This is a genomic window from Hydrogenobacter sp. T-8, assembly GCF_011006175.1.
GTDB classification, from domain to species: Bacteria; Aquificota; Aquificia; order Aquificales; family Aquificaceae; genus Pampinifervens; species Pampinifervens florentissimum.
This window is the reverse complement of sequence record NZ_CP048795.1, coordinates 793,021-812,645: the sequence shown is the minus strand read 5'-3', so window position 1 is coordinate 812,645 and position 19,625 is coordinate 793,021. Positions and strand designations below refer to the sequence as shown.

26 protein-coding genes are annotated in these 19,625 nt (G+C 42.3%); 19 read left to right on the top strand and 7 right to left on the bottom strand.

The window, feature by feature from the left end:
• Nucleotides 1-13: 13 nt before the first annotated feature.
• The 15 genes from G3M65_RS04765 to G3M65_RS04695 all read left to right on the top strand — a co-directional run bounded on the left by G3M65_RS04765 (nucleotide 14) and on the right by G3M65_RS04695 (nucleotide 10,241).
• Nucleotides 14-562 carry a TraE/TraK family type IV conjugative transfer system protein gene (locus G3M65_RS04765; RefSeq protein ID WP_173833452.1) on the top strand — a complete coding sequence of 183 codons (549 nt, stop codon included), beginning with the start codon at nucleotides 14-16 and terminating at the stop codon, nucleotides 560-562.
• Nucleotides 559-1,275 (top strand): TraK domain-containing protein, encoded by a 717-nt coding sequence (locus G3M65_RS04760; protein ID WP_173833451.1) that lies wholly within the window; start codon nucleotides 559-561, stop codon nucleotides 1,273-1,275. The genes G3M65_RS04765 and G3M65_RS04760 overlap by 4 nt, the downstream gene beginning before the upstream one ends.
• Entirely contained in the window at nucleotides 1,268-2,494 is a 1,227-nt protein-coding gene (locus G3M65_RS04755; RefSeq protein WP_173833450.1) for a TraB/VirB10 family protein, read from the top strand. The genes G3M65_RS04760 and G3M65_RS04755 overlap by 8 nt, the downstream gene beginning before the upstream one ends.
• On the top strand, nucleotides 2,491-2,655 hold the full coding sequence (locus tag G3M65_RS04750) for a hypothetical protein (protein ID WP_173833449.1): 165 nt from the start codon (nucleotides 2,491-2,493) through the stop codon (nucleotides 2,653-2,655). Before G3M65_RS04755 ends, G3M65_RS04750 begins: the two co-directional genes overlap by 4 nt.
• Nucleotides 2,652-3,053, top strand: a complete 402-nt coding sequence (locus G3M65_RS04745) for a TraV family lipoprotein (protein ID WP_173833448.1) — start codon at nucleotides 2,652-2,654, stop codon at nucleotides 3,051-3,053. Before G3M65_RS04750 ends, G3M65_RS04745 begins: the two co-directional genes overlap by 4 nt.
• A gap of 1 nt (nucleotide 3,054) precedes the next feature.
• Nucleotides 3,055-3,507 (top strand): SH3 domain-containing protein, encoded by a 453-nt coding sequence (locus G3M65_RS04740; protein WP_173833447.1) that lies wholly within the window; start codon nucleotides 3,055-3,057, stop codon nucleotides 3,505-3,507.
• Nucleotides 3,504-6,020 carry a TraC family protein gene (locus G3M65_RS04735; protein ID WP_173833446.1) on the top strand — a complete coding sequence of 839 codons (2,517 nt, stop codon included), beginning with the start codon at nucleotides 3,504-3,506 and terminating at the stop codon, nucleotides 6,018-6,020. Before G3M65_RS04740 ends, G3M65_RS04735 begins: the two co-directional genes overlap by 4 nt.
• Nucleotides 6,017-6,337: a hypothetical protein gene (locus G3M65_RS04730; protein ID WP_173833445.1), complete on the top strand. Its 321-nt coding sequence runs from the start codon at nucleotides 6,017-6,019 to the stop codon at nucleotides 6,335-6,337. Before G3M65_RS04735 ends, G3M65_RS04730 begins: the two co-directional genes overlap by 4 nt.
• Complete coding sequence (gene lepB / locus G3M65_RS04725) at nucleotides 6,334-6,837, top strand: signal peptidase I (protein ID WP_173833444.1); 504 nt, start codon at nucleotides 6,334-6,336, stop codon at nucleotides 6,835-6,837. The genes G3M65_RS04730 and lepB overlap by 4 nt, the downstream gene beginning before the upstream one ends.
• Nucleotides 6,834-7,148, top strand: a complete 315-nt coding sequence (locus tag G3M65_RS04720; RefSeq protein ID WP_173833443.1) for a hypothetical protein — start codon at nucleotides 6,834-6,836, stop codon at nucleotides 7,146-7,148. The genes lepB and G3M65_RS04720 overlap by 4 nt, the downstream gene beginning before the upstream one ends.
• Nucleotides 7,093-8,055, top strand: coding sequence for a hypothetical protein (locus G3M65_RS04715; RefSeq protein WP_173833442.1), 963 nt, complete (start codon nucleotides 7,093-7,095; stop codon nucleotides 8,053-8,055). The genes G3M65_RS04720 and G3M65_RS04715 overlap by 56 nt, the downstream gene beginning before the upstream one ends.
• 4 nt (nucleotides 8,056-8,059) lie before the next feature.
• Nucleotides 8,060-8,584 (top strand): hypothetical protein, encoded by a 525-nt coding sequence (locus G3M65_RS04710; RefSeq protein ID WP_173833441.1) that lies wholly within the window; start codon nucleotides 8,060-8,062, stop codon nucleotides 8,582-8,584.
• Complete coding sequence (locus tag G3M65_RS04705; RefSeq protein ID WP_173833440.1) at nucleotides 8,584-9,138, top strand: hypothetical protein; 555 nt, start codon at nucleotides 8,584-8,586, stop codon at nucleotides 9,136-9,138. The genes G3M65_RS04710 and G3M65_RS04705 overlap by 1 nt, the downstream gene beginning before the upstream one ends.
• On the top strand, nucleotides 9,107-9,958 hold the full coding sequence (locus G3M65_RS04700) for a hypothetical protein (RefSeq protein ID WP_173833439.1): 852 nt from the start codon (nucleotides 9,107-9,109) through the stop codon (nucleotides 9,956-9,958). The genes G3M65_RS04705 and G3M65_RS04700 overlap by 32 nt, the downstream gene beginning before the upstream one ends.
• A 73-nt stretch (nucleotides 9,959-10,031) precedes the next feature.
• Complete coding sequence (locus tag G3M65_RS04695; RefSeq protein WP_173833438.1) at nucleotides 10,032-10,241, top strand: helix-turn-helix domain-containing protein; 210 nt, start codon at nucleotides 10,032-10,034, stop codon at nucleotides 10,239-10,241.
• Here G3M65_RS04695 and G3M65_RS04690 read toward each other — a convergent pair.
• The 4 genes from G3M65_RS04690 to G3M65_RS04675 are packed head-to-tail and all read right to left on the bottom strand — an operon-like array spanning nucleotide 10,231 to nucleotide 12,759.
• On the bottom strand, nucleotides 10,231-10,854 hold the full coding sequence (locus G3M65_RS04690) for a M48 family metalloprotease (RefSeq protein ID WP_173833437.1): 624 nt from the start codon (nucleotides 10,852-10,854) through the stop codon (nucleotides 10,231-10,233). The genes G3M65_RS04695 and G3M65_RS04690 overlap by 11 nt on opposite strands.
• Nucleotides 10,854-11,582 carry a TrbC family F-type conjugative pilus assembly protein gene (locus tag G3M65_RS04685; RefSeq protein ID WP_173833436.1) on the bottom strand — a complete coding sequence of 243 codons (729 nt, stop codon included), beginning with the start codon at nucleotides 11,580-11,582 and terminating at the stop codon, nucleotides 10,854-10,856. The genes G3M65_RS04690 and G3M65_RS04685 overlap by 1 nt, the downstream gene beginning before the upstream one ends.
• Entirely contained in the window at nucleotides 11,549-12,070 is a 522-nt protein-coding gene (locus G3M65_RS04680; protein WP_173833435.1) for an OmpA family protein, read from the bottom strand. The genes G3M65_RS04685 and G3M65_RS04680 overlap by 34 nt, the downstream gene beginning before the upstream one ends.
• Nucleotides 12,067-12,759, bottom strand: coding sequence for a thioredoxin fold domain-containing protein (locus G3M65_RS04675; protein WP_173833434.1), 693 nt, complete (start codon nucleotides 12,757-12,759; stop codon nucleotides 12,067-12,069). Before G3M65_RS04675 ends, G3M65_RS04680 begins: the two co-directional genes overlap by 4 nt.
• Nucleotides 12,760-12,798: 39 nt before the next feature.
• Between G3M65_RS04675 and G3M65_RS04670 the strand changes: the two genes are divergently transcribed.
• On the top strand, nucleotides 12,799-14,310 hold the full coding sequence (locus G3M65_RS04670) for a conjugal transfer protein TraH (RefSeq protein WP_173833433.1): 1,512 nt from the start codon (nucleotides 12,799-12,801) through the stop codon (nucleotides 14,308-14,310).
• On the top strand, nucleotides 14,307-17,267 hold the full coding sequence (locus tag G3M65_RS04665; RefSeq protein ID WP_173833432.1) for a conjugal transfer protein TraG N-terminal domain-containing protein: 2,961 nt from the start codon (nucleotides 14,307-14,309) through the stop codon (nucleotides 17,265-17,267). The genes G3M65_RS04670 and G3M65_RS04665 overlap by 4 nt, the downstream gene beginning before the upstream one ends.
• On the opposite strand, the gene G3M65_RS04660 is transcribed toward G3M65_RS04665, so the two are convergent.
• Complete coding sequence (locus tag G3M65_RS04660) at nucleotides 17,244-17,801, bottom strand: ATP synthase subunit B family protein (RefSeq protein WP_173833431.1); 558 nt, start codon at nucleotides 17,799-17,801, stop codon at nucleotides 17,244-17,246. The two genes, G3M65_RS04665 and G3M65_RS04660, sit on opposite strands and share 24 nt — an antisense overlap.
• On the opposite strand from G3M65_RS04660, the gene G3M65_RS04655 reads away from it, so the two are divergent.
• Nucleotides 17,800-18,420, top strand: coding sequence for a hypothetical protein (locus G3M65_RS04655; RefSeq protein WP_173833430.1), 621 nt, complete (start codon nucleotides 17,800-17,802; stop codon nucleotides 18,418-18,420). The genes G3M65_RS04660 and G3M65_RS04655 overlap by 2 nt on opposite strands.
• Nucleotides 18,417-18,956, top strand: a complete 540-nt coding sequence (locus G3M65_RS04650) for a hypothetical protein (protein WP_173833429.1) — start codon at nucleotides 18,417-18,419, stop codon at nucleotides 18,954-18,956. Before G3M65_RS04655 ends, G3M65_RS04650 begins: the two co-directional genes overlap by 4 nt.
• On the opposite strand, the gene traL is transcribed toward G3M65_RS04650, so the two are convergent.
• Nucleotides 18,946-19,224 carry a type IV conjugative transfer system protein TraL gene (traL, locus tag G3M65_RS04645; protein ID WP_173833428.1) on the bottom strand — a complete coding sequence of 93 codons (279 nt, stop codon included), beginning with the start codon at nucleotides 19,222-19,224 and terminating at the stop codon, nucleotides 18,946-18,948. The genes G3M65_RS04650 and traL overlap by 11 nt on opposite strands.
• Nucleotides 19,225-19,257: 33 nt before the next feature.
• Nucleotides 19,258-19,581 carry a TrbC/VirB2 family protein gene (locus G3M65_RS04640; RefSeq protein WP_173833427.1) on the bottom strand — a complete coding sequence of 108 codons (324 nt, stop codon included), beginning with the start codon at nucleotides 19,579-19,581 and terminating at the stop codon, nucleotides 19,258-19,260.
• Nucleotides 19,582-19,625: the final 44 nt, after the last annotated feature.

The window sequence follows — 19,625 nt, the reverse complement described above, 5'->3', positions numbered from 1 at the left end:
ATATACAGGGAACATGAAGAGGTTTTACAGCTTTTTAGAGAAGCTCCAGTTTGAGGTGCGCTGGCAGTCTTATACCATAATGGGGCTTCTGGTGGTGGTGCTTATAGAGGGGATTTTTCTTTTTAGGCTTGCTACTCATAAGACAATAATTGTTTTGCCACCGAGGGTAGATAAAGAGTTCTGGGTATCTGGAGAGGAGCTAAGCTATTCGTATCTTGAGCAGATAGGCAAGTATTTAGCGGACAGGATACTTAATGTGTCTCCTGCCATTGTAGATAAGTCTTTAGCAAGTGTTTATCCCTTTTTAACTACCAATCCAGAGGAGCTAAAGGCGATAAAAGAGGTTTTTGCGAGCTATACAAACTCCATTAAAAACAATGACTGGTGGCAGAGCTTTTATCCCATGAAAGTGATTGTAGATCCTCAAAATCAGACCTTAGCTGTAGAGGGCATACTCAAGAAATTTACTGGCAACACATACATAGGAGAGGAAAGAAGGACGATAGTTTTTAAATTCACCGTTCAGCAGGGCAGGTTTATAGTCAGGGAGGTAAAGTTATGAAAAAGCTTTTAAGTCTTCTGTTTTTCTTGTCTGTTGTTTTAGCTCAAGAGAAGCCGTCTCCTGTTGTGGTTATAGAAGATAGCGGTGGCTGGCATTATGTTAATGTATCTTTGACTGATATAAACAGGATTGTGTGTCCTCAGGCTATTAAAAGTGTAGTCTATTCAAAGGAGAAGGAGATATCTGTAGAGGTGCAGGAAAGAAATGCTTATGTTAAGTTTCTTCCAAAGGTTTTACCTGATGGAAAGGTGGAGCTGTCTGATATTAAAAGAGAGCTATATGTAGATTGTGGGGAGAAGGTCTTTCAGCTAATTCTTGTGCCAAAAAGAATTCCTGCTGTTGTGGTGGCTTTAAGGGTGCCTCATGAGGATAAAGAAAAGGCAAGGCAGTTAGAGAGGTCAGGGGATTACGATAGTGTCCTGCTCGGTCTTGTGAAGAGCGTGTATATGGAAGAAGTGCCGGAAGGCTATGAAGTAAAGCTTATCAACAAGCCATACAGGTCTTTTGAGGAGCTTGACATGATACTCTACAGGGTTTATGAGGGCAGTATGTATTCTGTAGAGGAGTATGTATTGCAGGCAAAGACAGATTTAGAGCTTTGGGAAGGTCAGTTTATTCCATACCTTAAGCAGCCTTTGGCTATAGCTATAGTTCAGCCAGTTCTCAAAAAAGGACAGACAACAAGGCTTATAGTGGTGAGGAAAAATGCTTAAGAAGTTTGAAGGAGAGAAGAGAAAGCAGTATATAGCTTTAGGTGTAGCGGTAGCCTTGCTGGGTGGTGGTATGTTTCTTCTGTCAGAGATTTTTGGCAAGAAAAAGGAAGAAAAGCGAGAAGGACCACCCGTTAAAGTGGAAGCTCCTCCTCCTAAGAAGACAGAAGAGGAAACCTTAAGAGCCTTATACGGTGAGAAGATAACACAGCTGGAAAAGAGAATAGAGGAGCTTGAAAGACGGAATAATCAACAGCAACAGAAGGGTCAATCTCCACCCCCCATAGCTGAGCTTTTAGGTCAAGGTCAAAAAGAGCCTTCAGCTTCTCCTCCTCCACCCCCACCCCCACCCCCTCCACCATCTTCTCCACCTCCAGCGACTTCGCAGGGAGCTGGTCAGTCAGGTCAGCAGGGAGAGGCTAAAAAACCAGAGCCACAAGTTCTCGCTGACCTGATAGTTATCAAAAAGGGAGAGGAAAGTCCAGCTACAAAAAAGGAAGAAAAGAAAGAGGAGATAAAGCCTGCTCCTCAGGTTCCTCAAAGTCAAAGCAAAAAGAGTTTAATTCCTGCTGGAGCTTTTGTAAAGGCGGTTCTTCTTTCTGGGCTTGATGCTCCTACTGGAGGCAAAGCTCAAAGCTCTCCTCATCCAGTTTTGATAAGGATAGTGGATAAGGCGGTTCTACCAAACCTGTGGAAGGCGGACATAAAAGATTGTTTTGTGATAGGGTCTGGTTATGGAGATTTACCATCTGAGAGAGCATACATAAGGCTTGAGGTGCTGTCCTGTGTGAAAAAGGACGGAACTGTGGTAGAGAAGGAGGTAAAGGGCTATGTAGCAGGAGAAGACGGAAAAGTAGGGTTGCTTGGCAGAGTAGTATCAAAGCAGGGAGCAATTTTAGCAAGAATGTTGTTAGCAGGCTTTATAGACGGCATATCAAGAGTTTTTCAGCAATCAGGTTCTACAGTCATTGTATCTCCGCAGGGGTCTCTTACGACTATAGACCCAGGGAAAGCTTTGAACGTGGGTATTGCAGGCGGTTTTACGTCTGCGGCTAAAGAACTTGTAGAACAATACAAGAAGCTGGCGGATGAGACTTATCCTGTGGTGGAAATAAACGCAGGAAGGAAGGTAGATGTAGTTTTCTTGCAGAGCATAGACTTTTCTTCCGTGGAGCAAGAACAGGCTGGTAAGCAAGAGAATAAGCAGGAGGGCAATAAATGAAGGTTGTTTTAATTATGCTGTGTTCTGTTTTTCTAAGCTCCTGTGCAAAGATTTTATTACCTTACGAAGAAAGCCAGCTTTGTAAAAAGGGAGCTAATTCTGGCTATTGTGGAAGGCTTTCAGATGTCTATGAGCAGACTTTGAAGGAGGAAAGGAGATGAAAAAGCGGGTATTAGCAATAGCTCTATTTTTGACTTCATGTGCGGGAGCTGTTAGTAAGCAAGAAAAGGTTCAATTGAAAGATTTACCTGAGACTTTTACGCAAAAAGAAGAAAAGCAAGTAGAGAGCCTGTATCAAAAGGAAGTTCAGGAAAGACTTTTTGAACTTGCAAGGACTATCCCAACTCCTTTGCGTGTGCCTGACAACATTATAAGAGTATTTGTTTTGCCTTATGTAGATGAAAAAGGCAATTTAGTGTCTCAGAAGTATATCTTCTTCAGAGCGGAGGAAGGCAAGTGGATACTTGGGGATTATCTTCTCAAGAAAGGAGAACCTCTTAAAGAGTTAAAGCCATTGGAGCCAGCCCCTGAGGTAAAGAAGTTTTTAGAGGAGAAATGAGATGAGGCAAGTTTTGATGTTTCTAAGTCTGTTTGCTTTGGGTGGTTATGCGTTAGGGAATGCGGTTGGTTATGTTTATGTGGAAGACTGGCTACCTAAAGCGACAGAAAAGCTTGTTAAAAAGTATTATGAGCTTGAGGCGAAGCTAAAGGAGCTGGAGGAGAGGCAAAGAAATATGGAAAACAGGGTTCATCTACTGGAGGAAAGCCTGCATACTTCTGGAAAGGGGCATGGAAGGTATAGTGTGTATGGTGAGCATATTATGATTTCTTTGGTTCCGTTGAGAGTAAGGTTTTGCGACGATTTAAGGTGTAGAGTGGTTTATCTGCTTATGCCCGGGGAGAAGGTTTATGTGCTGGAAGAAAGGGGTAAATGGGTAAAGGTAAGAACTGAAAGGGGAGTGGAGGGCTGGTCTTTCAAAAGATATTTGGGTCAGCTGGAGGCAAGGAAATGACGCAGGAAGAATTGTTTTTAGTCCTTGAGAGGGAAAACCTTTCAAGGTATGTTATGCCTTACTATGAAGAGGATGGTTTTTTCTACAATGCGGACGGCTCTATAGGCATAGCCTTTGAGTGTGTGCCTCTTGTGGGGATATCTTCTGGGACGGAGCAGTCCTTGAGGTCTTTTCTCTCTGCCTTGCCAGAGGGAGCAAGCTTTCAGTTTATCCTCTGGGGTTCTTCTGACATTTATAAAGCCATAGACACATGGAGAGAAAACAAGTATAGGGGGCTTTACAGGCTAAGAGGGATAGACCAGAGCCTCATGAAGGAGATGGTGGATGAGTTCTGGAAATTTTTAGAGAGCAAAAGGCATGAGCCTATAACAAAAACCTTTAGAGCCACCGCAAAAAATCACAGGCTATTTATCACAGTAAAGCTTGGTGGTAAGTCAAAGACATACAGTCTTATGGATAGTCTTTTTAAAAACCTTTTTGGGCTTTTTAGTAAGAAAAAAGAAGATGAGCTGGAGGATTTTAGCGTATATCTGAAAAAGCTGTCTGATGTAAGAGAAAAGCTGAGGGGTTCTTTACAGTCTGCGGGGCTTGTGCCTTACGATATGACGGGGGGAGATATGGTGGAGGTGCTTTATAAACTTCTCAATCCTTCAAAGGACTGGAGAGATGTTCCTGAGTATAGGGGGGATATACCCATATCAAGGGCAAGCGTTCATTCTTCTACAAAAGCTCGCATTTATGAGGACTTTTTTGAGCTGGACGGTTTTTATGTAAGAGCCTTATCGGTTAAGACTTATCCAGAAGAGTGGTCAATGGTAGATGTGCTTAATTATCTTGCTGGTCCTTATGAGGAGAGCGTTTATGACTTTGACTATCTGATAGTTTTGAATGGCATAAAGCTACCTGAGAGTGAGAAAGGAAAAGTAAAAAGAGATGCCACTATGGTGCTTAGCCAGCATGTGCCTTATAGCTTGGTGCCAAGGCTCAAGTTCAAGCATCAAGACCTTTCCTATGCTATGGAGAGGATAGAGAAAGGGGCGGATTTATATGCCATAGACTTTCTCATAGTGGTCTTTTCCAGAACAAAGGAGGAGCTTGAACTGAGGACTGGAAGAGTAAAGACAGAATTCAGGAAACTTGGCTGGCAGTTAGAAGAAGACAAATACATAAACTTTGCGGATTTTATAAGCGTTCTTCCTTTTGGTTTTGACAAGGCAATAGCTGATTTCCTTTCAAGGCAGAGGGTAAGGGTGGTATTTGAGGAGAATGTTGCCACCTTAGCACCTGTTTATGCAGGATGGAAGGGGACTTTTCCTGAGCTTTTCTTCTTTTCAAACACGGGAGAGCTTATAGGCTTTGATTACTTTTCCAACCCATCTGGAGGATATAACTCTTATGTGATTGGCATGACGGGAGCTGGCAAAAGCGTGTTTTTGCAGTATATTATGTGGAACTATCTGGCAGGTGGCAACCGTGTATGGGTAATAGACATAGGAGGCTCTTATGAGAGGTTCTGCCATGCCTTTGGAGGGGACTATATAGAGATAAAACCTGAAGCTCCCATATGCTTAAATCCTTTCACATCAATAACTGACTACAGCGTGTTTGAGGACTATCTGGAATTTTTAACAAACTGGTTTTACCTGATGGGAGCAGTAAAGGAACAGAAAAAGTCTGAAGAGCAGGAGAAGTTTATAAGGGCGCATTTAGATGAGGCTTTAAGGGAGAGTTATGACAAGTATGGGGCTGATAGCAGTGTGGATACGGTGATTGATGCATTAAGAAAGTATGCGGGAGACCAGAGGATTAGTGATTTTATAAAGCACCTGCAGCCATATTCTTCTGTGGGTCCGTATGGAAAGTTTTTCAATGGAAAAGCAACTGTCTTTTTTGACAAGTTTTTGACCGTCTTTGAAAACGGGCAGATAGAGAATATACCAGACCTGAGAGACCCGGTTATCATGCTCCTTACCTATCACATATCAAAGGAGATATTCTTCTCAGGCATGAAAGACTACAGGAATTTAGTTATCGTTGATGAGGCACATAAGTTTTTAGGAAATCCGAAGATAGACATCTTCATAGAGCAGGCATACAGGAGGTTCAGAAAGCATGGGGCGTCAATGATAATAGGCACGCAGAGTTTTGCGGATATAATGCCAACAGGTGGTCTCTCAAGAGCTGGAAGAGTTATAACAGAAAACAGCTTCTGGTCTATGTTTATGCAACAGAAGGCGGAAAGTATAAATGCCATGAAACAGAGCAATCTGTTTGCCTTTGGAGACTGGGGGTGGAATTTGCTTTTAAGCACAAGGACAAGAGCTGGAGAGTTTTCAGAGGTAGTTATCTATTCAGGAGCTGGAATTGTCAAGGCAAGGGTAGTTCTTGATGACTTTATGAAAGCCATGTTCTTTACAACTCCTCATGTAAGAAAGAGGATACAAGACCTTGTGGCTTCTGGCATGAGCTATTTAGAGGCTATAAAGAAGGTGCAGGAGGAGATGAAGCAATGAAGTGGTATGAGTGGCTTTTGGTGATAGCTCTTATAGTCTTTTCCAATGGGGCTACCTTTTATCTTGCAAGACAGCTCTATTACAGACCTGTAAAGACAATAAATCTTCTTGAGCTGGACTTTATGAATGCAAAGGGGATTTATGAGGCTCTTCAGTCTGGTAAAAGTCCAGAGGAAGTTCAAAAGCTTGTTTTAGAGAAACAGGAGAAGTTAAAGGCTATACTTTCAAAGGAGAAGGGTATTGTTCTTATAAAGCAGTGTGTGGTATCTGGAGAGGATGAGGACATTACACAGAAAGTTAAGGGGGCTATAAAGTGAGGTTTTGGTTAGGAGCTGTTTTCTTGCTTGTGGTGAGCGTGCTGGCATACAGGGTAAGTCCAGTGAGGATTGCCTATAGCATGGATTATTCACTGCCTTACAAGTGGTGGCTTGAGGTAGAGCCTTTTAGAGACCCAAAGGCAGGGGACTATGTGCTTATAAAACCGCCTGTAGAGAATGAATACACGAAGGGGAAGCTTTTGGTAAAGAAGGTAGTATGCAGTGAGGGAGACTATATAAGGACTGAAGGACTTGACTTTTATTGCAACGGGAATTATTTAGGGAGGGCAAGAACAGCGGACAGCAAGGGTCGCCCAGTAAAACCTGTAGAGTTAAACCAGTATATAGGTAGAGGCTACTATTTTGTTATGGGAGAGCATGAGAGGTCTTATGACAGCAGGTATTTTGGACTTGTGCCAAGGGAAAATGTATTAAAGCTTGAGTATCCTCTTTCTACCTTTCCAGACTTAGATTTTATCTTTGCAAGGAGAGAGAAATGAGGAATAAAGGTGTAAGGCAGTTTGTTATGAGGGTAGATGATGAGCTTTATGAGTTTTTGAAGAAGGCTCCTTTGGAAGAGGTGATGACAGAAGAGCCTCTTTTTCTTCCAGGGGAGCCAAGAGGGAAGAAGAAAAGGAGGGTGTATGTAAGCTTGAAGAAAGAGGACTTTAAAGAGTTAGAGCTTTTAGCAAAAAGGTATGCGGTAAGCAGAAGCAAGCTTTTAAGAGCCAAGCTGAGGGCTTTAAGGCTTAAAAATGATTATTCTCAGGGGGCTACTTTCTCGCAAAGAACTTTTTCGGCTCCTTTTTAAGCTAAAGGGGAAAGAAGAAGAGCTTTCTGTTCTCTGGCTTGAGGGTGGAAAGTCTTTTGAGTATAAGGGGTTAAAAGTCAGGAAAGTTTCTTACTTTTCTCTTCTTTTAGAGGGCAGAAAGACGCTCAAAGACCTTATCCTTGAGGGTTATCTTTCTGAGTATCCTTTCTCAAGGGTTATAAGAAAGTCCATCTTTGTGCCAAAGCTTAGAGGAGACCTCTATTACTGGGCTTATCTTTCTAAAGGTTTTGGCAGGCAGGTTTATGTGGAGGGCTATGAGGAGTTTGAAGAAAAGGTAAAAAAGCTCAAAAGGGAGACGGGGTTTATAGACCCATGGGAAGTAGAAGAGATAAAGGTGGGGGAAGAGGTCATAGTTTTCCCTTATGCGGACAGCTACCCTCTTTCTTCCTTAGCTCCTCTGTTTAATCTTCTTCTCAGGCACAGGTCTAAGGTGCTTGTGCTAACAGACTTAATTGAAAAGAAACCCTTAGAGGAATACTTTTCCTTTACAAGGCACAGGATAGTATCAGAGGAGGAAAAGTCTTTAGACCTTACATGCTTTTCCTTTGAGCTTGTGAAAACAAGGTATGACTTTCTCAACATGCTGGAAACTCTTGAAAAGCCTGTTGTTATATGTGAAGGAAGTGTTTTTACTTTGATAGACTGGGCTTTGAGGCTTATGGAGAGGGGGATTTCCTTTGGAGTTCAGGGGGATTATAAGGGAGAGGATATATACCTTAGTCTTCCCTCAGGAGTTTTCAGGGCTTTTAAGACAGGTTTTATAGGAGCATCCGTCAGAGCAGGTGCAGGGCAGTTTTTAAGGGCAGTTTCTAAGATAGAAAGACCCTTTTTAAGCTCAGAAGACCTTCTTCTGTGGGGTTATTTTCAATCTTTCAAGCTAAAATAGTCTTATGCTTGATAGTAAAACAGCAGGAGCTATGGCTTATCTTCTGTCTAAGACTTTAAACATGCTTTTAGACCAGCCAGCAAATACAGGAAGAATAGCCATTTACTTTCAGGCAAAGGAAGCAAAGTTTCTTTTTGCTTTTACCGATGAGGTCTATGTAAGGCAGTTTGTCTTTTTTACAAACAGGGAGGCAGTAGTTTTGAGGACTGAGTTTGAGCAGGAGCTTTCTCTTGACTTTGAGAAGGAGCATATAGCTTTGGCTCTTGCTCTTATAGACTGCACCCTTTACTTTACTTTTGACCACCTTTATGTGGATTACGAAGATGCTTTTGGAGAGGTAAAAACTCACAGGATAGACAAAAGGGATTTTGCTAAAGCATGGGTAGAAGTTAGGGACAGCCTTTATGAAGGGGAGAGCCTCACCAATGAGTATATCTCTGAGGTTCTCACAAGAGCCAGAGATATGGGGCTTATAGATGCTTTTACCTTTAAGGGGATAGATGGCAGGGTATTTCAGTTTTTTGTCTGATGGTGCTTTCATTTTTTCTATCGCCTGAGGAAGTTCTTTTAGAAAAGGTAAGGAAAGGAGAGATAGACCCTGAAGATATTGACCTTGAGGAGCTAATAAGGGATTTCAGGCAAAGACTTGAGGAGCTAAGCTCTTCTGAGCTTATGCCCCATGCAGGAAGGTTTATCCTTGCCATATCTGGACTTTTAAAGCTTAAGGTGGAACGGTTTCTTGGAGTTAAGGAAAATAAAGCTCAAAAGAAAAAGGTCAGGCTTGAAGAAGTCCTGCAGGTTATTTCAGAGCAAGCTTCGTCAGAAGACCCAGACTGGATGCTCTATGAAATTAAAGTTGGAAGACCGCAGGGGCGTAAAGATGCAGTCCAGAGGGCAGGAAATACCGTAGAGGAGAGTGTGCCTCTTCATAAAGAGTTCAGGGTAGAGGAGTATGTGGAGTTTTTAAAGAGAAGGGGGCTTTATGAGTTTGAAGAGCTTAAGAGCTGGCTTTTGTCTTTGCAGGACAGGATAGAGAGGATAAGGTTTTTGCTTGCGTGGCTTTTTTTGTGGCAGGATGGCTAAGATAAGGCTTGAGGACATATACATTTTCTACACCTATAAGTATTCCATGCCTCTACATGTAAAGCAAGAGCTTGGGGCGGATGCGTATTTTCATGGTGTTGCTTTCTTTTCAGAGGAGCTAACTCCTATGGAAAAAGCCTTGGCAGGATATTTATACTGGCTAACTTGGGGCGGTAAAAGATACATAAACATTAACCTTGATTATGTAGCAAAGGAGCTGGGCTACAAAAATACAGGTAGTATAAACTACCTCTACGATGGATTAAAGCGGAAGGGCTTTATTTCAGAGGGGGAGCTGGGGGATTATCTTACTCACTACAAAGAGCCAAAGCTTGATGACTTTTTCAGGAAGGAAGTGAGCTATGCAGACCTTGGAGCCATTTACTTCTATATCAAAGAAGCAGGCACAGAAAAAGGGGTTCTTTTCAAAACATGGAAATTCCTCTTTTCAAGAACTTTCAACCTGAGCAAACATAAAGCTTTTCTGAGGTTGAAAAGGGCAAGTGAAAAGTTTCCTGAATATTTCCAGATTAAAACTCACATATGGCACGGAAAGTATCACAGTTTTGCCTTAAAGCTTATAAGAAATCTTCCCTTTAAAGAGGCAGACCTTCCATCTGTCCCTCCTCCTGAAGTCCTTACCCTTGAAGAATGGGGGCTTTTTGTAGAGGTCTGGCTCTTCAGATACAGAGACAACACTCTGCACTTTGAAAACCTGCCAAGGAGAACGGGCAAAGGAAGAACCCTAAAGCTTCTTGGAAAGCTTGCCCAGAAGGGCTTTATTAAAAAGGTGGCTAATAACATATGGAAAGTCAGATAGCTTTTCTGGGGAATTCCCCAGAAAAAATTCTAAACTTTGTCAAAAAATACCAGTCCATACTAAAATTACTTACATGGAGAAATTTATCCTCACTGTGGATGACCTTGCACAGATGCTTGGGGTTTCAAGGGTTCGCATATATGAGCTTATCAGGCTTTATGGGCTTCCTGCAAGGAGGCTAAAAAGAAGGATACTTTTTTACAGACCAGAGGTAGAAGACTGGCTTAGGTCTCTGCCTTATGCAACTCCTGATTATTTTGTCAGGAGAAAATCTAACTCTTAACATAGAGCCAGCCAAGATACAAGCCAGACAGGAAGGCAAGGAAAGCGTAAATGGCATACTCCTGAAATTTTCCGTCTTCTATGCCCCTGAGGTAATTAAGCCTCCACCTTAAGTTAAACCTTTCAAGCACTTCAAGGTATTCTTCTTTCATGTGAGAGTAGGCATAAAGGTCAGCTCTGACTTCTGTATGGTAGTAAAACCATGCAAAGAGAGAGGAATACAGGAGTATAAGAGCTAAGTCTGCTGTTTTGTGAGCGGTAAAAAGCCTGAAAAAGATAAGAAGCAAAAGCACCCCCATATAGTCTTTAAACCTTATGTGTCCCATCTCATGGAGTAAAATTGCCTTTAAAGTCTTCTCATCTTCCTGCAGAAGAGCCTTTCCTATGAGGATAGAGTTTCCCAAAGTATAGGCATTTTTTATCTTCAGGGGCAGGATAAAGACCTTGTCATGGTAAGGATTTTCCATCTTCCTTAAAAAGAGACTGAAGAATTTATCAGCCATGAGAGAGCTTAAGAAAAAGAAAAGAACCACAAAAACAAGCCCACCAGAAGAGTGAAAGAAGATGACCACTGAGAAAAGCACAAAGAAGAAAAAGACAGGGTATTCATGCATTAGCTCTCTCCTATTCTGCAGAGATTTTGATTTCCTGACTTTTTACAAAGCTCCTCTAAGTGATACTTCAAAGACCAATCCCCACAAGAAATAAAATACTGCCCTTTTGTCTTTATGTTTTCTTCAAGCCCTGCGGATAAAGTATTGTCCATCAGCTCCTGCCCCCTTACATATACCACGCATGGAACTCTCTGTATGTTAAACCTTCTGAAAAGCAAAGGGTCTATCCATACCTCTGCCTTTATCCCCTGCCTGTCTCTGTCTATCTCCAGAACCTTTGAGATAAACTCAAGGGTAGGCTTTATGTACCTGCATCCACCTATACAGCCTCTCAAAACAAGACTGCTTTTATCCGTTAGCCCAAAGTCTTCTATGTTCTTCGCATAGGTTTTCCACACAGATATTGGCACGGAAGAGGACATGAAGATGTAGATAAACTCTCCCTGTGAAAGATTTGTCTTCTTCTCTTTATTCCTTTCCTGCTTTACGATAACCCTTCCGTCCTTATACTCAAGCCTTTCCTGCCACTCTTTACTCCTTGCCTTTAAATCCTCTACCTGTTGTCTTAACTTCTCTTTCTCTTCAGGAGATAGCTCCTTTACCTGAGGAGCTTTCATCTTCTTTTGAAGTTCTTCTACCTGCTTTTGAAGTCTTTCCACATCTTCATTTACCCCCCCAAAGGCAAGACTGAAAATCAAAAAGAAGAGAAAACCTCTACCTTTCTGCATGGCTGTAGCTCTTTTATAAGCTTTCCAGATACCCTTACTTTACCCTCAAGCTCTTTCTTTATCCTGCACTCCTCTTCTCCCTTAGAGGAAATGCCCTCTACCTTCAGGTTAAGACTATTGAGATACTTTTCTACAGATTTTGCCCTCCTTTGTGAAAGCCTGAGATTATAGCCTTCCTTTCCTATCCAGTCCGCATGACCTACAAGGAAGTAAGTTTTTTCTCTGTCAAGCTTTAAGAGCTTTTCCTTTTCTTTCTGACTTAGCCTGTAGCTGTCAAAACCAAAATACACCTCTAAAACCTTTTCCCTTTTTTCTTTCTTTTTCTCTTCTTTCCGCACAAGAGAGACTACCTCTTCTTCTTTCTCCTGCTGAGGGTTTAAAGTCCTGTATCTTCCCTCCGCCAGCACATGCACCAGCGCAGGCACATAAGCTATTGCATGGTCTTTATACTGATAATCCCCCACATACCAGTAATCTAAAGCTATCATTTCATTTTCTCCTCTAAAGCCTTCATGTTAGCTCCCTGAATAATAGTGCCGTCCGAAAAAACAAAAAGAGGAGTTCCACTTACATAAGGCTTTAGAGTATCTACGCTTTCCGAAACCTTCTTTATCCCCTCTTCACACTTGGAAGTGCCATAAAGACCTTTAAGATAGTCTTCCCATGTTCTCTTTTCACACACAAAGGATACCGCCTTGTCATAAGCCTGTGGGTGTATGGGAAGAGGGAACCACACAAGCCTTAAAGTCCAGCCATTTTTCTTTGCCAGCTCTACCACCTTGTTTTTTGCCCCCTCACAGAAAGGACAGTCAGGGTCAGAAATCATATACATAACCTTGTCTTGACTTCCCTTTATTTCAGCCACATGGAGAGCAGAAAGCTTCCCAAGAAGGTTTTTCATTCTTTCCTTTTGGACTTCCTCTACACTTTCCCTGCTTACTGGCTGTCCTTTGGAGAACATGGCACCCGCAAGGGCAAAATCCTCACTGGCATAGAGAGTAAAAACACTCCCCCTGTCTTCCACCACATACTCACATATTCCAAAAACCTCACGGGCTTTAGCAATCTTGACATCCTGAGGCATAAAGGGCAGGTGCTTTCTAAGGAGTGCTTCATTGCATTCTAAAGCAAAGCTTGCATTGACTAAAAGTCCTAAAATTAGAAGTTTTTCCCTCATGATTGACAATTATAGCAGGAAGAAGTAAAATTTCAAAGCATGACTGGGTGGAGGAAATTTTTAGGAATTTTTTCTGCTCTTATTATAGGTTTTGGCACCACCATGCCTTCCTATGCTGGAATAACTGACAGTGCTATTTTAGAGGTATCTCCGCCTACAACGGTCAAAGGAAAGGAAATGACTACCATATATGGTGGTGGTATCAGGTGGAGGATAAAGGATGAGACTTTTAGACCCTTCAATGTAGTGCCACCTTCTATAAGGTCTGGCTGTGGTGGTATAGATGCTACCTTTGGAGCTTTTTCCTACTTCAACATGGAATACTTAGGACAGTTTCTTCAAAATGTTTTGAGTGCCGCACCTGTCATAGCCTTTGACCTTGCACTGCATACTCTATGCCCTCAGTGTGAGCAACTTCTTAAAAACCTAACCGCATTAGCTAATCAGATAAATCAGATATCACATAGCAAGTGTGCCTCAATAGCTTTTGCCACAAAGGTAGGTGAGATGATTGTAGATAAGTTAGGACGGACAGATTCAAGCGGTGGTTCTCAGCAACAATCTGACGCCTTTAAGACCTTTAATGATTTCATAACCAACTTATCAGGATTAGTAGATCAGGCAAGGCAAACTATAGCTCAGTGGTGTCCAGGGGGTAATTGTCTTGCTGGACTTCTTCTAAACAAGGGAGAGCCATTTAGTTTTGTGGATATGAGTGTTAAAGAAATGCCTCCTACTATGGCAAGCCTTCTTGGGATTTCTCAAGACCAGCTGGCTCTTTTGATAAGGGCTTATGTGGGTGATGTGGGAGTAAAGCCCGTAGACAAGAATAATGCGGATGGAGCTTTTCAGTATATAGGTCCTGCAGCGCATGTAGAAAATTTTGTTAAGGATGTGATAGGGCTGACAAGTCAGAATGGACAGCCTGCCTGCGGGTCTTTTGATGGAACAGCTCCTGCGTATGCTGAGGTTTCACTGCAAAGCTGGAATTTTAATACAAGCAGTGGGCAGTTTGAACCTGTGCCTAATGGGACAATTCAAATTACTCCTCTTTGCTACTGGGTTTCACAATATACTCAGAGCATAAAGCAGAAAATTGTAGCCAGACAGCCCTTATCAAATGAAGAATACCTGCTTTTAGCCAGTATGCCAGCTCCGGTGATTACCTTAGTGAATGTAGCTTCTGTAGACCCGGGGCTTTTGGATGTGATATTTAACAAGATGAACATTTACATGTCGGCGGAGCTTGCCAATGCTTATATAAGGGCTTTGATGAGGGGGGTGCAGAAGTGGGGTTCTGCCTGTATGAGTGAGCCGTATGTAAAGAAGAAGCCTGAGAATGCGAAAGCATGTGAGATGTTCCTTAGTAATGTAGGTCGTGTAGCCAGAGATACTTTTGATGTTTCTGTTAAGTATCAGAAGGAGCTTGCGGAAGCTATTCAGACTGCCAATGTAGCTTACAATCTTTACTCAAGGCTACTGGCTCAGATGTCAAACAACAATCTCTATGGCAATCTTATGTATTCAAAGATGCTTGGGGTAGTTAGATGACGGTTTATGCGTGGGGCTATGGAGATGTTTTAGAGAATATACTGCGGGGCATAGCGTGGCTTTTTGACCCCAGCGGTGGTCTTATGGTAATGTTGGGGAAAATAACAATTCTTATAGGCTTTATAGCTGTATTACTTTCATACTTTGGGGATTATGGACAGAGAGACCCTTTGAGGATTTTGAAGTTTTATGTGCTTGCCATAGGTGTCTGGACGCTTTTTATGCAGGTAAAGACCACCGTTCAGATAGATGATATACAGGACAATCAGTCAAGAGTAGTTCAGAATGTTCCCTATGCCATAGCCTATCCTTTAGCTTTTACCTCACAGGTTCAGAAGGCAGTAGCCCAGACCCTTGACCAAGTTTTTGGACTTCCAGATGACTGCGGGTATTCAAAAACAGGTATGCTTGGCTGTGTAGGTGTGGTAAATTCTGCACTTTCCATGAGAATAACAGACCCATATCTGTATCAGAGTTTTAACCAGTTTATAACCAACTGTGTTTATACCAACATACTTGATGGCACATACAACCTTGAGGATTTACAGACCTCTCAAAACCTTTTGACCTATATGGGGAGTTCTTTACATCCTGCAAGATTTACAAAGGTTTATGCAGATGCGGAGTGTCAATGGACTGACAGTGGATGTTTTCCCTGTAAGGCTGGATGTTCTATGGATTGTCCGAGTGCATACAATTACCTGATAAATCAGCTTTACAACTATGCGAATTATCAGGCTCTTAATGCTCTTGCCTATGCTACTGGAATGACTACCTCTGCTGTAAGTCAGGCTTTAAACACGGCTCCACCTTATCTTCTTAATGTATCTCAGACAGGTCAGTCTTTACTTCTTCAGTCCATAGCAATGAACCATCTTGGAGAGGCATACCTGCGGTGGGCTGAGGCAAATCTTGCACCTGGGGTAGGTTATGCGGTAGGGGTGGCACAAAGGCAGGTAGAGGCTCAAGGTATTTCTTCTTACTTTGTAGCTGGTAAATATCTTCCAGTTTTGAGAGGCATACTTATAGTTTTACTTGCTGGCTTTACATCTGCTTTGTTTATTCTTCTTCTTACTCCGATGGCGGTAAGAGCTTTAACGGGGTATATGATACTCTTTCTATGGACAATTCTCTGGTCTGTGGGAGATGCTCTTCTTAATGCCATTATTCATGTAAAGCTACATGGAGCTACGAGCTTTTCTTCACTTGGACAGGGTGGTTTAACTCTCATGACCTTACCTGTGGTGCAACAAAGTGCGATGGATTATATATCTATGGCGGGGCAATTCTACTGGATGATACCCACTCTTGCACTGCTTGCCTCTACGGGCTTTTCCATCTACGCCATGAACTCCCTTTCTGGGGCTGTATCTTCACCAGCTCAAAGTGGCACTGCAAGTGCCAGTTCTCAGGTAGCACAGGGTAATTTAGGCGGTGGTAATGTAAGCTGGAATAATCAGAGCTTTGGAAATACAGACTGGGGTGGTTGGAGATGGGGGAATATGGCGGCGGGTAATACACAGGAGTTTAATACAGGCTTTGGCAATATAAACACAATGGCAAGAAGCTATGTAGATAAGTATGGCATACTGTGGTCGGGGGCAGGTAATAACGTAGCTGGCTACGTTTACGGAAAAACCTTAGGGGAAGTAGCGCAGTCTCTAAAGGCTGGAAACTACCTCAAAGACAGCAAGAGCAGGAGAATGCTGGATGATATGCTTCAGGCATATGGAGAGGGTGCTGTGGTTTCTATGATGGAAATTAGAGGTGGTAAGCTGGTGGGTGGTGCCATAGCACTTTCAAATGGTGGGAAGGTAGAGTTTAATCCAAACATGCCAGATACAGGGAAAACCTCTATTGGTGGAAGCGAATTTGTTTTCAAGCTTGGAGACAACGGAGAATACATTTTTGAAAAAGCAAGCCATCAAGGCATTAACAGCTCTATATTACAAAGCTACAGGAAACAGCTGGCGGAGAAGCTGTCTGTTGTCAATACTTTGTCGGAAATGGCAAAGTTCGCAGAAGCTTATGGCATGCAGTGGGTAGTAGCAAAGTTATTTGATAAGTATAAAAATCAAGGTTATAGAACGAGTTCAGAATTTTTTGGCATACTGGAAGAATTCAAGAGAATAGCTGAAGCACAGAAACAAGCGGTATCAAAAGGAAGTGGATTTACAAAAGGAGATAAGCTTACTATAAAAGAGGGAACGCAACATAAAGATGAGGTAGGGGGTGAAGTAGGTGGAACATTGGGAGCTGGAGTTAATTTCGGGGTAATAAAGGTGGGGGGAGAAGGAAAAGTATATAGGAAGACGAACTTTGCTACCACAGAAGAAACTTCGCACGAAAAGTCTTCTTCAATGGAAGAATACTTTAAGAGAATGGCTGAAAAACTTAAAAGCGAAGAGGAAGGATTTACGGGTAGTGGTGGGAGCAGGGCATCGCGTGGGGATTACACAGATAGTGGCACAGCAAGGCATGATAGTCGCAGACAGGATGAGACCGCTTCTGTTCAGCAGGCTATAGAAGAACTACAGGCTCTTCAAAAATCGCTGACTAAGGAATTTACCGAAGCACAAAGCCTTGATGTTCAGGCAGGCATTGATATTATGACAAGGTATGCAAATCAGATATATCAGATTTATAGGGATGCTGGCTATGACCCTGCAACCGCAAAGGCAATCACAGAACAGGCTATAAGAGATATGCAGGAGCATATGCTTAAAACAGGAGATCTCAGTTCTCTCATAGCAATAGGCAGGGAATACAGCGAAGATTTAAAGAAACCACAGGAATTGCAGGAGGCACAAAACCAGCTCCAGACAGTTCCTCAGAATATTCAGGAAAAGAAAGAAGAAGTCAAAGGAAATCAAGGGAATGTTCTTCAGCAGGTGGGTCCAGCGGTTAATCCATCACCTGAGAAGCCAAAGAGGTCAGGAGGGAGGAGAAAAGAATGAATAGCGTTTGATATATATAGCAATTTTATTCTTTAACTGACGGGGGAGTAGCAAGTAGATTGGTGTAGCTATCAAAATACTAAGCAGGAAAGCAGGAAATATGAAGAAAAACAGCTGGACATCATCTATAATGCTTGTGAAGTAAAGCAAAGAGCCGATAATAACAAGCATTAAGAGTGTGAGCAAAACAATGATACCAAAAATCTGTCCTTCCACATATCTTTCCTTCACCCAGTTTAAATTAATAAAGCCATACACTTCAACTTCTTTAATCTTCTTCCTCAGCTCATCTGCAAGTTTTGGGTCTTCCCTCTCCACCTGTGCCAGTATCTCCTCTCTTTCCTTTTCTTCAAGACTTGCAAGTTTATAGACTATCTCCTCCTCTTTTGTCCTTTTCTCCACAAGCTCTTTTATCCTGTCAAGCCTGTCCATAAGGTTAATTATAGCCCTTTTTCTGAGGAGTTTCACAGAAAATTTCTGGGGAATTCCCCAGAAAAGGTTCTTTTTCTTTGACTGACCTATAATTTTCTTCATGAGTGTGTTGGAATTTGAAGGAAATGTGTCGGTAAGTCTTGATAGTTCTGGTGTGGTTTTGAGGGGAGAAGAGAAAGAGGTTTCTCTGCCCCTGCCTGTCAATCTTGTGAGTTTTTATGTAGCAGGTGGATATGCTTACTGGGATTTGCCTGTTAAAGATGGAGAAAAGCCTCCCAGAGCGGTTTTTTACTACAAGGATAGCAGGCTTGTGCTTTTCACGGGTGAAAAGTGTCGTGCCATTCTTCTCTATGAGAGGGGAGAAGAAAAGCTATCAAGGGTCTTCAGAAGAGAAGAACTCAGAACTCTTCTTGAGTGGATAAGGAATTCTCTAAAGGCAAGTATGGTAGAGGAGCTTGTGCTGGTAAAGGAAGATGGGAAAGTGTCTTTAAGGTATGGAGTGCAGGGGTTAGACCTTGATGAGATAAGCAGGGAGCAACTCTTCTGGGGGTTTGAGGATTATCTTCGTCAGAGACAGAAGAAAGTAATAGACACAAAGCCTTTGAGGGTGGTGATAGACGGGAACTGGGTAGTTTTGTTGAGGAAAGGAGACAGGCTACACCCCTTTGCAAGGTTTAGAGGCACTTTTGACAACATTTTGAGGTTCATGGCTGGCTTATGAGCCTCGGCATAAAGGGAGAATACACGCTTGACCTGCATGAGATTTTAGGCACGGTAGATTTTGGCACGCTTATAAGGCTTGAGAAGTTAAGGACAGGGCATTATAGCAGTGTGAAGATAAAAAAGGAAGATGGCTGGGAGATAGCTCTGACTACAAAAACTGCAGAGGGAGAGAAGTTAGAAAATGAGATATTCATAAGGAAGTCAAACTACGCTTATGGGGTTGTGGAACTCTACAGGACTTTTCATTGTGCTTTGGATGTCTATATTCAGTCTATTTCTTACCAGAGTATAAACTACAGGTGGAATGCGTGGGTTTTTGGCAAAGACAGAAAAGGAGCTTATCTTTTGCTTGGTGGTATAAAGGAGATAAGACCAAAAAAGGAACACTACCTTTATCTTATCTCCGCTTTGAGAAACAGGACTTATCTTCATTTAGACGGGTTTTTGATAACTCCGCTTAAGGCTACTTACGAAGGGTTTCTTATAGACAGGGTGGGGTTTTATCTTCTCCTTGAAAAATCCCTCATTCTATGAACTCTTTCACCCAGTATTCAGGCACTCTTCCCTTTTTCCCATACAGTCCTTTTGAATAAAGCCAGTGAAATAAAAAGCCATTCTGTTTGCCATACTTTAGCCTCATGTATCCTTTTGCAAGAAGAAAGCCTATGATGGCTCCAAGAAAGGAGTGGTTTGATATAATGCCGAAAATAACTCCCCCTAAGAAGAAAGCAAACTCATCTATCTCCCACCAGAGTATCTGAGGAAGAGCATTCACATATTTGGGTATGTAGTGTTTTTCCATTGTTCTTCAAAGGGGCAAAGCCCCCATAAAGGATTAGAAGAGCAAGGTAAATCTGGTATCTACCACGTCAGGTATGACACCTACGCCAAGACCTATGAAGATGAGGAAAATGGCAGGGATTATAGCTCCTTGCTTGAAAGCCATGAGGCTAAAACCTATGAAAGCTAAGGCTATGAGTTTGCCCCAAAAGCCTTTGAGGGAGTTAGATATGTCCTGATACCATGTTTGCACTTCTGCACCACCTGTTCCAGCAAAGGACAGGTCTGGTGCAAGGGCAATAACTGTGGCAAGGGCTACAAGTAGCCCTAAGGAAAAAAGCTCTGGCTTGAGGTAAAGTTTTGCAAGCAGGTTCCTCATGGTTTTACCTCCTAAAAGTATTTTACGGACATTATATACTTGAA